This is a genomic window from Desulforapulum autotrophicum HRM2 (assembly GCF_000020365.1).
GTDB lineage: Bacteria > Desulfobacterota > Desulfobacteria > Desulfobacterales > Desulfobacteraceae > Desulforapulum > Desulforapulum autotrophicum.
Genome location: NC_012108.1, coordinates 1,672,028 through 1,687,408, shown reverse-complemented (window position 1 = coordinate 1,687,408; position 15,381 = coordinate 1,672,028). Strand labels below are relative to the sequence as shown.

General features: G+C 44.0%; 4 protein-coding genes. 2 read left to right on the top strand and 2 right to left on the bottom strand.

Annotated features, from left to right (window positions below; translation table 11 throughout):
• Positions 1-15: 15 nt before the first annotated feature.
• A complete protein-coding gene (locus HRM2_RS07325; RefSeq protein ID WP_041273124.1) occupies positions 16-3,399 on the bottom strand; it encodes a DEAD/DEAH box helicase family protein in 3,384 nt (1,127 codons plus the stop codon).
• Positions 3,400-3,447: 48 nt separating this feature from the next.
• Positions 3,448-4,698: a sigma-54 interaction domain-containing protein gene (locus HRM2_RS07320; protein ID WP_232364217.1), complete on the bottom strand. Its 1,251-nt coding sequence runs from the start codon at positions 4,696-4,698 to the stop codon at positions 3,448-3,450.
• Between the two features lie 1,138 nt (positions 4,699-5,836).
• On the opposite strand from HRM2_RS07320, the gene HRM2_RS26995 reads away from it, so the two are divergent.
• Both HRM2_RS26995 and HRM2_RS07305 read left to right on the top strand, forming a co-directional pair.
• Positions 5,837-9,292, top strand: coding sequence for a hypothetical protein (locus HRM2_RS26995; RefSeq protein WP_015903362.1), 3,456 nt, complete (start codon positions 5,837-5,839; stop codon positions 9,290-9,292).
• Positions 9,285-15,170: a DEAD/DEAH box helicase gene (locus HRM2_RS07305; protein ID WP_015903361.1), complete on the top strand. Its 5,886-nt coding sequence runs from the start codon at positions 9,285-9,287 to the stop codon at positions 15,168-15,170. Before HRM2_RS26995 ends, HRM2_RS07305 begins: the two co-directional genes overlap by 8 nt.
• Positions 15,171-15,381: the final 211 nt, after the last annotated feature.

Genomic DNA, 15,381 nt, shown 5'->3' with positions numbered 1-15,381 from the left:
CTCTTTTTATGGTTGTTAATTGGGTCTGTTTTCATCTGTCAAAACATCCTGCACATGGGGCTGAAAGGTTTCAAGAATGCTGATGATGTCATCCACCTGGCTGCCATCTTTAAAAACACCGTCAATACCGTCACTGGCCAGGGTGGTAAACGGCGCTTCATAGAGGTTGTCTATTTCTATGGATCCATATTTTGCAATATGGTTTTGAAGCATTCTTAAAAAACTGACCTGCCGGGCGCTCAATCCGGAATTTTTCACGGCAAACGCTTCAAACCGCTGTTGTACAGCCCCGGCGTCCATACCAATAATTGACCGAATAATAAAATCCAGAGACCTGGCATTTTCAGGATAGAACTCCGCCAGAAGGTTGAAATCCACATCCGGGTTCTGTGTAAGCACCAGAGATACAAGGGAATCAAGGTCTTTCTTGCTGACGGATTGTCCGGTTTTAATTTTCTGCAGGGTATTATTTTTATCGAAGATCCCAAGCAGTGCTTCCTCAACCCGTTTCTTATAGGCTGCCATCTCAACTTCGGCAACATATGGGGTTTTCTCTTCCATGATCTCGTCACTGTCTTCGATATCTATCAGATAAGGTTCGGGGTTGGGCTGAACCGGGCCTTTATCCCGAAACTGCATGATATCCCTAAGATCTATGCGTATCTCTTCAAGTTCCTCCAGGGTTATTGTGTCCCAGAACGCTTTATCCTTTACCCTTTTGATAACTTCGGCTTTTTCCTTCACCTGGTTCAGGTTCATCCGCAGCTGCCCGATCCGATTTAACAACTCTCCTTTTAAATTATCGAACAAGGCGCTTTGTTTAAGTTTTTCAATCTGCAACTGCCCAATGAGCTGATCAAATCGGCAGGCGTCGGCATGCCCCCGGATATCGACCCATTGCATCAGGGGGGCTATGTCCTTTTTTAAGGATGCAAATGTTGCAGGAGAAAAGCCCTTAAGGGTATCCATATTTTCCAGCTTTTTTTTCTCACGCCATTTTTCCCTTACAGCAATTGTTTTTTCAGGCAGGGAAAAAATATCCTTCTGGATCAAATGTATCATATCATCAAAAAATGCGATTTCAGATTCTTTAAGCGCTTTGTCCGCCAGGCTGACCCGGGTTTCAAAAACTTGCTGCATTAAAGATTTAGAAGCCTTTGGTTCCGATTTCTTGAATTTTTCTTCAAAGTATTCAAAATTGCCCCAGTGATCAAAAATCCTGAAGACTGTCTTATCCTTTCCAGGGCCGAAAAGATCCGGGGACAGCCGGGTGCCCCTGCCGATCATCTGCCAGAACTTTACTTTGGACTTGACCGGCTTTGCAAATACAAGGTTGACGATTTGGGGAATATCGATTCCCGTATCCAGCATGTCCACGGATATGGCAATGGTTAAATCGTCTTTTTGACGGGTCCCCTCCTTAAAGTCATCAATCAGCTGCTCTGCTCTTGGATCATAGTTGTCGATGACCTGGCAGAATTTCCCGCCGTATTGGGGATAGATCTCGTCAAACAGTTCAGCTAAAAGAACTGCGTGGTCATGACTTCTGGCAAAAACGATGGTTTTTCCGGGGAATTGCCCGGTCTCTTCCCTGATTCCGTTTTCCATGAGATTTCTCAGGATCATCCGGTTGGTTTCTTTATTAAAAACCTGTTTGTCTACCTGGGCGGCATCAAAATTAAATGCTTTTGGATCCTCACCGTCGTCTTCCAGCTGCTGTCGCTGTTCATCCGTTAAGTCTTTGTATTTTATGCCTGACCTGAGAAACTTTGTTGTATGGGTATACACTTCATAGGGAGCCAGATAGCCCTCCTCTACGCCTTTACCCAGGGAATAGTAAGCCGTGGGGTTCTGTTCACTGCATCCGAACAGCTTGAATGTGTTTCGGCTGATGTAATCGACAGGGGTGGCAGTCAACCCAACCTGAAGGGCATCAAAATAGGTGAATATATCCCTGTAACGGTTATAGATGCTTCGATGGGATTCATCAGCAATGATCAAGTCAAAAAAACCCGTGTCAAAAGTTTGAAAGATCTTGCTGACAGCGGGATAGGTTCCCAGATAGATCCGTTTATTCCTGTCCTTGGCTGTCCGGGCTGAAACGATGGTCATGGGCTCTGATATAAAATCATTAAACGCATTTTTGGCCTGGCGCCGCAACTCTTTGCGGTCACATAGAAAAAGCACCCGCTTTACCCAGCCGGCACGGATCAAAAGGTCGGTCAAGGCAATTGAAACCCTGGTTTTGCCGGTGCCTGTGGCCTGGACTATCAGCGCTTTTCTGTGTTTTTCCGAAAATCTTTCGCTCACACGCTTGATGGCTTCAAGCTGATAAAGCCGTCCTGCAATTTCAGCAGACGAATCCAGGGAGGCCAGATCTTTTTGATATTTCCGCTGAAATATCAAATACTGGAGGCTGTCCTTTGAATAAAAACCGAACAGCTGTCGCGGCGGATAATTCTGGGCATCATCCCAGATAAATATTTCAAATCCGTTTGTGTAAAAAATGACGGGCCGCTGGCCATAGGTTTTTTCCAGGCCGTCGGCATAGAGCTGAGCCTGTTTCCGGCCCTTTTCCGCGCTCACACTGGTCTTTTTAGCCTCAATAATAGCAAGGGGCTTGCCGTTATTATCCCAGAGGACATAATCTGCATATCCCACACCGGTTTTTGTCGGCTGGCCCTGAACTTCTTCTTCCTGGGTCACCTCTTCTGTGTCTTTCCCCTCCGGGGCAACATCCCACCCGGCATCCACCAACTGGCAGTCAATCAGCCGCTGACGTGTCATCTCCTCATCAAACTCAAGGGAATCAGCGGCTTTCTGTCCAGCAGCCTTGAGCTTTTCAAGCTCACCAGCTTTTTTCTCTGCAGCCTCAATTTTAGCTGTTGAAACTTTTAGCTCTTCAAGGACGGCCTGCAACTGGGCCTCCTTTACCGCAAGCTCCTCAAAATCCCGTTTTTTGTTTTTTACAGATATAGTCTCAGGCTTACCAGGCTCCTGAAAGTCATTCCAGTCCTCCTGGGCACCTCCGGTAAAAACATAAAACCACCTTGAGAGGTGATGGGCATCTTTCACCAGCTTCAGCGCTTCATTTTGCGAAATATCAGCACCATGGGCAGCTTTGTTGCCTGATTTTCTTATGATATGCAGGGTGTTTAAGATAACAGGGGGGACAGCCGCCTTGAATACATGGTTATTCAAAAGATCATTGAGCGATGGTTGATAAGGCCTGGGCAATTCGTAAAATCGATAAATCCTGTCAACCAACGATTCAACAAAGGTTCGCAGTTTTACAAGGGCGCTTGAAGGATCCGTATAGGAGTAGTTTTCAGCAAAGCCACCAAGACTTGCCAGTTCCGGCCATATATCACGAAGAACTTCAAAATTTGTCGATTTCATAATCAGATTGTCCATTAAAAGGATTTAACAGCAATACGGATGCCAACATTAGTTAATATTATATTTCTTCATCCAGTTACCAAGGGTTTGATAACTGGAAAGGCCTACCAATTCAGCGGCTTTCCCTTTTTTGCCATTGGCTTCTTTTAATGCTTTTTCAATATAATGTTTTGCCACAACCTCCATCATATCCTCAATTTTAAAATCCCCTCCAACGGGTCTGTTTAAAATGTCTGAAGGGTTTGAAGTGCCCAGTGGAATCAGCGCATCCTCAATATCCTCGCGGTTTATGGTTGAATCAAAAGACCAGATAGCCGCCCTTTGGATTGTATTTAACAATTCCCGGACATTTCCCGGCCATGAATGCTGAAACATAAGATTTTTTGCATCAGGAGAAATTTTTTTATCTTTATATCCGGGTTCATTTTTACTGTCTGTATTCACCTGGGCCACAAAATGATCGACCAGAAAACTTAAATCACCGCTTCTTTCCCTGAGGGGAGGAATTTTTAAAATTGCCACTGCCAATCGATAGAAAAGATCTGACCGGAACCGGCCCTCATGTATTTCATCAATAAGACTCCTGTTGGTTGCCGCAATAATCCTGACATCAATCTTAACAGGCGTTGCCGTTCCGACCCGGACCACCTCACCTTCCTGAAGCGTACGCAGCAGTTTTACCTGGCTCAACAATGGGAGTTCTCCGATTTCATCTAAAAACAGGGAGCCCTTGTCGGCTTCCTCAAAATACCCCTTTTGAGCTTTTTCTGCCCCGGTAAATGCCCCTTTAACATGACCAAAGAGTTGAGACTCAACAAGATCAGCAGGGATTGCACCACAGTTTACAGTGATAAATGGCTTGTCTTTTCTTGGACTTGCATTGTGAATGGCCCGGGCAAACAATTCTTTACCGGTGCCGGATTCGCCTTCTATTAAAACAGGTACCGACCGGACAGCCACATGCTGAGCCTTGGCAATCACACGCTGCATAATAGGGCTCTTATGAATAATTTGTGAAAATTCCGGTGATTCAGGCGGCAGTCCCCTGCTCAGAAGCTCCAAGCGCCTGTCTGCAGGTCTCAGCAAATTAGGTATAAATTCCGCAGATAGTTCAAAGGGGAATGATACCGTGTTTACTCCTTGCTCAATGGAGGATTCAATCAGCTCTGCGTTTGGGAAAAGCGTTTTAGAGAGGATTATCCATACTGCGGCCATCTGGGAAGTCCCAGGACTTATATGAAAGGTAAGATCCGTGTCTTTACCATGCCGATCCAGAATATCGGTTACCACCTTTACCACGGATTCATAAATTTCAGAAAATACAGTAGGTCCGGACAATTTTTTAGGATAAAGCCGAACCGGGATGTTGCCTGCGGTTTCTATCCATTTTTTATAGGCGTTTGTTTTTTCAGGCTTCCAATCGCTGATCAGACATACCTCATCATACGTCCGAGATGCGACTGCTTGGCCGACGGGCCCTGAGCCAGCCCCCTCATTACCCTTACAAGCATTGAGATCGGCAGAGCCGATCCAGCATGTCAAAACATTCTTCATATCCATCCATATAAATTAATTTATGCGCACACAAAATATTTTATCTTCTCCCACTTAACGCATTGGGAATATCTGTTCAACCCCAAAAAAGCACCAAACAAAAAAAATTAATAATTTCAATATGTTAAATTTTACAAACAAAATATTACTGTTATGAATCACCCGTTTGGCATCCTTCATGCTCTATAGGCTGTTGGATTAACCTAAAAACTTAAAAAAAAGGACAAGGAACAATGGCTTCTTACTATGTAAACAAAAACCAGCAACCCAATGGCGATCATGAAGTACATAAACAAGGCTGTACATACATGCCAGATGCCGCAAACAGGATCTATTTAGGAGAACATGTCAGTTGTCATTCTGCAGTACAACAAGCCAAAAGACACTACGCCAGATCTAATGGCTGCTATTTTTGTTCTGATGCTTGCCACACATTTTAACCTGAATCTGTGCCTTGCATAGAGTTGGGGAGAATAAATTCTGAGTGAAAAATTCTCAATTTTTCCAACGCAGCCCGAAAATAAGTGGGGTCATTGTTTTTAAACTGATATTCGCTTGATTATTACCAACTAGGATTGTACGATCTCTACGCCGAGAGTTGGTTTTAATTCTGACTGTTGCCCCCACCCTTCCTTTGGTAGGTTGTATTGTCCAAGTCTACCAGACCTGGACGAGGGGTAATAGTTCAGTATTTAGACTGCTCCTCTAAATTTGTTATAATCATTTTTTTAACCATAGGGAAAGCTGGGTCATGATCAGTGCGGCCCGGTTATAAGCGGACAAAATTCACTCATCTTTAATTCATTTTAAAACAGGAGTCATCAAATATCATATTCTAAATTTCCAATATTCTAAGTAATGAACATTCGAGGAAAAATCCGCCATGAATAAAGGCTTCCAGGATTTTGAAGACAAACTGCTAATCAATATCAAAAACAGTGAGTCCCCCTTTCTAGGACTGTTTGAAAATCAAATTAGCAGTAAAATGCGTCAAAACATTATCTCCTTCATTCAAAAACAATACGATCCTTTTGATAAATTCATTGATCTTCTGGATGATTATCCTGCTGTATTTTCAACTCTACTCGTGGTCCAGTTACTCGAAGATTTCGGAAAACACGGACATTTTGAGGTATACCCGTTCTTTGAAAAGATTTTCGACCAGACCTTAACCCAGCACCAAAAGGAAGTCCTGTGGCAGGCTTTCCGAATTGCCTGTATGTATCATCTCGGCATTTCGGTATCTCCACGGCGATCCGGCCCCCATTACATGGTCAGGGAATATCTTCGCCAGGTCGGCCTGCCGCTTAGGTATGTGGATCAGTTTACAGTAAAAGCACTCCGATATGTTGACAAGACCGGGATTCCAGACCTTGATGACCCGGAACTGCTTAAACTTTGGCAGGAAGGGCTGGTTGACAGGCTGACACCGTTGACAGTCAAAGAGGCCATACAGCGGGATGATATCTGCTATCATTCCCAGTTGTTCATCAGCTGTCTGCAAGGAGGAAAAAATTCCCTTAGAGGCAAATCGAGATTAGAGGCTGCCATACTTAAAGCCATTGAAGCCGGTCCTAAAATCAGAAAAGCCAAGCAGGCCGGCATTCCAAGGGTTATCCTCAGAGAATCTGAATATGGGATTTTACTACCCGGCAGCAAAGAGCCTGTGCAGTGGGAAATCATTACGGGTGATGAAACCAGAAAATTCACCTCCAGGAATGACGACCGCTTCCTCTCTTTTGAGATGTCACTCCCTCCCGATGCCGTTGTCATAAACGACGAAGGCTTCAGATGCAGTTACTCTTTGTGGGAGAATCAAAAAAACAATCGTCTTTTGATCTTCTCCATGCCCGACGGTAGATTTGTAACGGGTTCATCACTTGCCGAAAAAGAAGTTTTCCTCGACCCCGGAAACTATCTATTTCTGACCCGATTCTCCCCGGAAAATGAAGAGGAATATGAATTATTCTCCGACAATCCGGAAGTCTATAGTCAGCGGGTTTCCCTGGCCCCGGGGGAAACATATGTGTTCCAGCGAGGGCCGGCTAAACTTCAGATAAAAGCAGAAGAAAAACCGGCGCTCTATTTCACACAGGAACCATTGCGGGGCGTCAGAGGGAACGAACTCTATCCAGCCGACAATCTTAAACTTGACATCATTATTCCCAAAGAGATGCTGATGTCAGATGAAAAATTTGTTGTCAGAGTCACCTCAAATACTCTTGGAGAAGAAATTGTACTGCCTTTTCCCGCCCAGGAAAACAATCAGTTTGTTTTAAATATCGGAAAATTGATGGAACAATATTGGGTCCCGGGGGTCAGCAGAGTTCTATTTGCTGTCTACCGGGAGGATATTAAACGGGCACTGGTAAGAAAATCCGCCGTGATCTGGAGCGGTCTGCCCCAGATGAAAAACCGGGCCCGGTTCGCCTGCACCCAGCTACCGGCAAACCTTGTTCAAGATGATTGTGAAAACCTTCAAGTTGACCTTGATACCAACTCCATCACATTTAGTGATGAAACAAACCGTTTTTTTAAAATGGCCTTTAAGGATGGCGTCAGAACCCTGTATTTTACCTGGGCAGTCCCCGGAGTCTTCCTTAGTTTAAAAGATTACGGAAGGGCGGATCATGCTGAAAAAGGGCTGAAGCTCGGGGAAACCATCTCAATCAACACCTCAAGCAGAAAAGTACTGACCGTATTTGCCTCAGAACCATGCCTTCTGAAAATCGGCCAATATGAAACCCAGGTTGATTTCAGCCGGGTTGGATCAAAAAGAATACCACTTTCCGGTATGGTTGATTATCTGGAACCTGGACATGACACCTTATTATTATACAGTGAAAAATACCCGTCGGCATTGCCGCTCTTACGCTTTGTATCGCCCTTTGAAGCAAAGTCATACTCAACTGAATCCGGTATTGAATTAAGAAAGATAGAGTTATCAATCCGGTCTCCCATTCAGTCTTTGAGGTTTTCCATAAAAAATCTGATAGACAACATCTCCTATGAAATCAATGTTGATCTTAAGCAAATAGGGCAGACATACCGCCACGAGATCCTGCCGGACATTTACGCCACTTTTTTTAAAGTCGATGAGAATGAATGTACCATTCATTACCCTGAAACTGGATGGCCCTCCGGGCTATGGTTGACCTCGTTTATAATAAAGGCAGAAAACAGATGGGGGGCACTGGCGGATTCAAATGGTGCTGTATTTGCCGATGGCCTTCTTTCAACACCAAGCCAGATAGGCCAGAGTTTTGAGGATTTATGGTGGTGGTTCTCAAACAACCACGATCCAGATACATATGCCCAAATATTCAGCCGCCTGGATGAAGCCTTGAGAATAAAATATGCCTTGGGATGCTGGAAAAACTTGTCATGGCTTGAAAGCTTTTGGATCAAATTGGGGAAAAAAATTTCCTATGATGCGCGAACCGAGGATTGTCTCAAGCTTCTCTCGCTGGTCGGCGATCGCAACTCCATAACAGAGGAAGGGGATGCAATACCCAAACTACATCCCGGTACCGCGGTCCCAGCCATTTTCTGCCAGGGGAAAAACGTATATCCGGAAAAAAGGTTAACTGTTTCCAGCTTTCACAGTTGCCTCAGGTTTATGCCAAAGTTCAATAATCCATGCCATGCCTTCTCACATAGATATCTTGATGTTGCTGCACTGTTCGGTTTTCAAAATGCCATGGCGGTTGTCCAAACTGAATGTGCACCACAAAAATTCACAACATCGGCATACATGGAGTCTCTATCGGCCAGAGATCTGCCTGAAAAATGGCGTTACCTGAATGATGATCAATGGATACCCGCCAAAGGAGATATCCTCGGCCCCATGCACTATCGCTATGCAGTTGATCGCTTCCAGGGTGAATTTTCAAATGCCATGGCCATGGGATCGGAAAGACTGGGGCACGCACTCGCATTGTCAAAACAGATGAAAAATGTATCCATATCAAATTTAGCCGGCGGCGGAGCCATTTCACGGTTGGATACAGACTCGGACCCGGTGATGCTGTTCAACCGATTTCATCCCCAGCCGGAATGGCTGGATGACGAGGCTGCGGTGGCCATTGAAAACCAAAAAAATATTATCAGGTTCATCTCATTGTTTGCACAGGTCTGCCGCTGGGAATCAAGAGAGGCGGGCATCATGGACAATTTCAAAGAAAAAGCAATTAAAACCTGTAGTTTACCCGCAAACGCCATTAATAAGTATTTGGGCTATCTTCTTTACCTGTCAGAGGATCTTTTTTGTTTTTACCTTCTGTTGTGGGAGCTTGTTTTTTCTGTTGATTGCGATCAGCCAAGGAGGCGTTATGTTTGAATCGAATCCAATTCATCTTGTTGAAAATCTGAAGGCAACCCTAAAACGGTATATTTCCACATCTTTACCCATCAATAGCCGGTATCCAGTTCTTAAGCAGGCTTTTTTCAAACTGGTAGAGCAACAGGAATTGGTCAAAGGGCCTTATGTTGAAGCCCTGCCGGACTTTGAAAAGGGAGCGTCCCTCAAGGCACTATTGGAGGTGAATGGTGGGTTTCTCCATAAGGGATTTGCAAATTTTACAGATCAGATACTTGACCGGCCACTACATCTCCATCAGGAAAAAGCCCTGACAGCAGCCTGCCAGAAGGATCAAAGCCTTATCGTGGCAACCGGAACTGGTAGCGGTAAGACCGAAACCTTTCTTTACCCCATTGCCCAAAAACTGCTGATGGAACCCCACCCTGAACAGCCCGGCGTCCGGATACTGCTTATTTATCCCATGAATGCTCTGGCCAACGATCAACTTTTCTACCGCATTGCTCCCATGTTCGGCCGGGAATTAAAAGAATATGGGATTACATTCGGCAGATACACCGGTCAGATCCGAGCCAATGCCGACAAGAACGAAGAGAGGGAAAAGCTCAGGGAAAACGATAAACTTATGGAAACTCTGGGGCATACTATCCCGGAGAACTGGTTGCTTACCCGGGAAGAGATGATAGAAACGCCTCCAAAAATTTTGATTACCAACTATGCAATGCTGGAGCATCTTCTTTTATTGCCCAGGAACGCACCTTTATTTGCCCAAACGACCCTGAACACCTTGGTCTTGGACGAAATTCATACATACAGCGGTGCACAGGCCACAGAAGTGGCTTTTTTGTTAAGAAAACTGAAACACAGGATAGGATTGACAGCGCCGTTGCAGGTTTTCGGCACCAGTGCAAGTCTTGCAGAAGGACCAGGGGCAGATGACGCCCTGTTGAGTTTTGCCGACCAGCTTTTCGGAGAGAAGGTTCATCAAGTCATCCGGGGAAAGCGGATCCCTCATCACACACTTTTGGAAAAAAGAAAGTATTTCACCCTCTCCATTGATACCTGGATCCAAATTGGTAAATTCCTTAATGAGAATGTTGTGGATGACTATGATGTTTTTGACTGGAATGAAATGGTTGAGGAAAAGCTGGACACAAGGGTTAAAGACCCTCTCTTATTGAATGAAAAACAAACATTTTCTTCCGGTTTGGAAAAATTATTTTCTGCAAATAAGGAGATCCGATACATTGCAAAAACATTGGACCAGGAGCCCATCATTGCATTCCAGGATCTGGCCGAGAAATTGTTCCCGGGTGACCAAGTAAAAACAGAAGAAAAACGACAGGCGTTGAGCTCCGTTGTACATATGGGGATTATTTCAAGGAAATCCATGAATGTCTTCCCCCTATTGCCCAGCCGGTATCACATTGCCACAAACAGCATTGAAGGTGCCTGCATCCGCCTGACAGGAGGGACCAAAGAAGGATGGTCTGATATCAAGTCGTTCCGCAACTTCACAGATACAGAAGGACGACCATATTATCCGCTCTTTGTTTGTCGACGGTGCGGCCAGCCATACATTGAAGGGTTTACCGATGGTTCAAAACTACTAAATTCCCTCAAAGGGATTGATCAGTCTGACAAGCAATACATCCGAAAAGTATTTTGGCTAGGTCAACCAACCAAATCCAGTGCACTGGATGAATTAGACGACGAAACTCCTGTGAAAGTCCAAAAAGACAAAAATAAAAGCCCCACCTATCTGAATCCCGAAAACGGTGACTTGAAACATGAAGATGAGGGTGGGCAGTATATTCGGCTATATGAAGTCGAAACTACCCGGGATGAAATTGAAAAAAATGATTATGTCCGGAAATGCAACGCCTGTGGCAGCAGGGCATCAGGAGCGTCTGCTGAAATAATATCCCCAATGAATTCAGGCAACGAGGCATTTGGTGCCGTGGTCTGCCAGAAGGTACTTGAAAACCTTCCTCCGGCAAAGAACATTGATCATGTCACACCGATGCAAGGTCGGTCTCTGCTGACATTTTCAGATAATCGACAAAATGCAGCCTATTTTGCACCTTATTTTGAACGAACCAGTGGAGAACTTGCGCTCAGAACAGCCATTTATCAAGTATTAAAAAAAGAAGATGAATTGATGTCGATAGACGACCTTGCCTACCTAATCTTTAAATTTTGGAAAAAAAACGGAGAACCAATCGTTATTGACAGCGCAGGTAAGCTGATAGAAAACAGGGAGCGTAGAACAGACCATATCATGGGTAAGGTAGCGGCCGAATTTTGTACGCCTGGGGGACGGAGGAATTCTCTTGAGGCTCTGGGTCTTGTCCATGTTACATATGAGTCAAAACGATTTAAAAGGCTGGTAAAAACGATTACACCTTTTATTCCGGAACACGATAGAAAAGAGGCAAAGAGTGTTGCCCTTTTTTTATTGGAAACCATCCGCCGGGGTAAAGCCATTGTCAATCTTTATGATATTGATCTTACCGATCCATTTATCTGGGGAGAAATATACTCCCAAAAAAGATCTTTTGAACTTCATAAAACCAGTCCTGGATATACAACAGGCTGGATCCCTGCCGAGGGTAGAAAGCAAAACAACAGAAGAACATGGCTGATAGTTGAACGCCTTGGATGGTCTTGGGAGCAAACCCGAACTTTTCTTTCAAATTTTTGGGAAAGCCTGATATCTCTGAAATTTCTGAGGCCCGCCAGGCCTGGATACGGACTGGACGCCAAGCTGATTCGGTTTGAAAACGGTAACGACCATACCCTTCACCGTTGTGAAGATTGCGGACTATCAACATTCGATACGGTTTCTTCTTGCTGCTCATCATTTTTATGTAAAGGCAAGACCAAGCCGGTTTCCGAAAAAGAAAGAAAAAAAAGAATTGAGTACAATCATTATGTTTCCATCTACGATCAGGGGACTGCGCTAACCACAAAAGCCAACGAGCACACAGCGTCATTGTCCACAGAACTTCGCCAACAGATAGAACAGGATTTCAGTATACGTAAGATAAATCTACTGAGCTGTACAACAACCATGGAAATGGGGGTAGACTTAGGGGATCTTGAGGCTGTGGTTTGCTTGAATATACCTCCTGGAATATCAAATTATCAACAGAGAACAGGGCGGGCAGGCCGCCGGGCCCAGGCCGCCCCTTTTTGTGTTACCGTTGCAAGGAACAGCCAATATGATCAAATGGTCTTTTCAAATTTTCGAGAATATCTTATGCAGCCTGCACCCATCCCAAGAATACATCTTGAAAACGCGAAACTGTTTCAAAGGCATCAGAATTCCGTTGTTCTATCCGGCTTTTTAAGAAATCGCATTCCAGACACGTCAATAAACGCTCCTTCACTTTCAGATTTTTTTGGAGACAGATTTGATGATGAAGCGTTAAATGAATTTAAGGACGACCTTAACGCTTGGCTTGAAAGTGAAGAAGGCGCAGCCTCTGAAAATGAGGCCTCACGGCTTGTGGCATCTCTGCCAAAAGACCTTCAGAGTTTTATCGGCCTGTCCGGAAAGGCATTGACCGGAAAATTCACTGAGTTGATCTTGAAACTTGCCCAGGATGTTAATGGGCGCTGGCGGGTCTACAGCGAAAAAAGAAAAGCACTGCTTAAAGAAGACAAACTCAACAAAGCATTGCATTGGGAAAATTTAAGAAAATCATACATGACCCAATTTTTGGTAACTCAATTATCGTTGCATGGCATGATCCCGACCTACAGTTTTCCAGTAAATTCTCTAAGTCTTGATGTAACCAAAGAATACGGCAAAAAAGCACGGTTTTCATGGGACAAAGATATTTCTCTGAACCGGGATGCTCTTTTAGGAATTTCAGAATATGCGCCAGGGGCCGAGGTCGTAGCGAATGGACGAATTTGGACCAGCCAGGGACTGGCTTATTACCCGAAAGACTTCATGCCGACTAATTACTATACCTTGTGCCGGGAGTGCCACCATGTCGAAGTGCAGGTTGATAGAGAGGACCTGTCTGGCACCTGTATGTTCTGCGGGAGTAAAAGTATAGGACTGAAAAGAAATTTCATAGAGCCAAAGGGATTTGTCACAGCATATAAAGACCGGAAAGGTAAAGATCTTTCTTTGCATAGAATCCGGAAACAATATGCCGATGAAGCTCGATTAATCTCCATGGCAAGGGAAGAACAGTTTAAGCCCTCCGACAATCCGGTGATTACCAAAGCATTGTTGCGAAGCCATGCCATCAATAAAAATGACCCCGTCGGCACTCTTTTTATTGTAAACCGAGGCCCTTTTGGTATGGGGTATCACAGGTGTAATTTATGTAACCATATGGTTCCGGCAAAAAAAGCGGAAACCAAAAAATTAAAACATACCGACCTGCTTGGAGACCAGCGGTGTATAAATGATAACTTGTCCTGGCCAGTGGATATATCACACATTTTCAACACTGATGTGACCATTTTGCGGTTTTCTAATCCTATCCCGGAACCCGAGAAGCCGTTAAGCACTTCAGAGAGAAGGCGACACATAGATTCTTTTGCTGCGACCTTAAGCGAGGCCATTCGTTTTGCAGCGGTCGCGGTAATGGATTTGCAGATTAATGCCGTTCGAACAACCTATAAAATAAGTGCAAAAAAAATATCCGTTATTATTTATGATTCTGTGCCAGGCGGTGCCGGATACTCGGTGAGATTATTCCGGGAAATTAAAATGGATCAACTGTTGAGTGCTGCCATTGACAGACTCGATTGTCCCAATGAATGCTCTTCGGGATGCCGCAGATGCTTATGTGATTATTCAAATCAAAGGATTTGGGATTATTTTGACCGAATTTCGGTCATTCCATGGCTGAAAGCCATAAACAAAGGAGAAGTTGACCATCCTATAATCAAGGCTGGCGGCCTGATATGGAAAAAACCAAGTTTGAAGGCGCTTTCTGAAAAATTAGCCCCATATCAGAGTATCGCTTTAATTGGGCAGAATTTTTACAGTTCAAAAACAAATTTTGAAAACCCTTGCGTCAAATGGATCTTGGAACAAATGAATACTGGAAAGAAGATCAAAATTTTCTTTACCAATGCCTCAAATATTCAGGAGAAGAAAGTATTCAGGCAAAGAGAAGTTATGAACTACCTGAAACCATATATAGAAAGTGGACAGCTAAGCCTGTACGGCATTCGTTCAAATGAAAAAATTTTGCTGCCCAGCATTGCTGCGGGCCCGATTAAAGATGGGCCCGCCTGGTACTCAGATTTCCAGCTCCCGTCAGTTATGGATGAAATTGTACCCCATCCGGCATATGAATTAACTATAAATGAAGAAAGGGCTGCGAAACTTCAAGAGACATTAGAGGCCGGACAGCACTATTCAGCGAACAAATTGTTCCCTCCTCAACGAAAATTTGAACGTTGGGAATTGGCTTCAGGGCAAAAAAGGAATTTGAACAAATATTTTAACCATGTTCATGATGCTTATGTCGAGACGATTGAGATCAAAGACCCTTATTGCGGCGCTGATAACAGGCAAATCAACCTCCTAACAACATTTTTACAATTCTTGAATAAATATACTAACTCAATAAAAAAAGTACATATAAAATGTAAGGAGCAAAGTTTTAAAGCCTATAATTATAAAGCCCCCAATTTAATGAGAAACGCTGTGATTGAAAAAATATCGCAGGCAATTGAAATGAAGCCAATTGTCCAGGTAATCCCGTTTCCCCAAGGCAAAGCATTCCATGACAGGAGTGTCATCATTACTACGATTGACGAACAAGGAGAGTCCGCCAAACATATTTATGATCTTTCCGGCGGGATAGATTGGCTAATGGATGACCAGAAGAATACTTTGCTGTTTTACTCTACAGAAAAATGATTTACCGTGCAGCCATATGGATTCAAATGATTGCCGCTGTTACTCCTAACATCTGATTGTGCTCGGATGGCAAGGAGTAACAGAAAACTGAATAAATATTCAGTTTCCATAGAGACTTACGCTCTTGAAAATTTTTTCAAGATGATTGCGGAATGATTACGAGAATTAATTTCCAAACATATCGGGTCAGAGCCAGCTTTTTCATTACCAT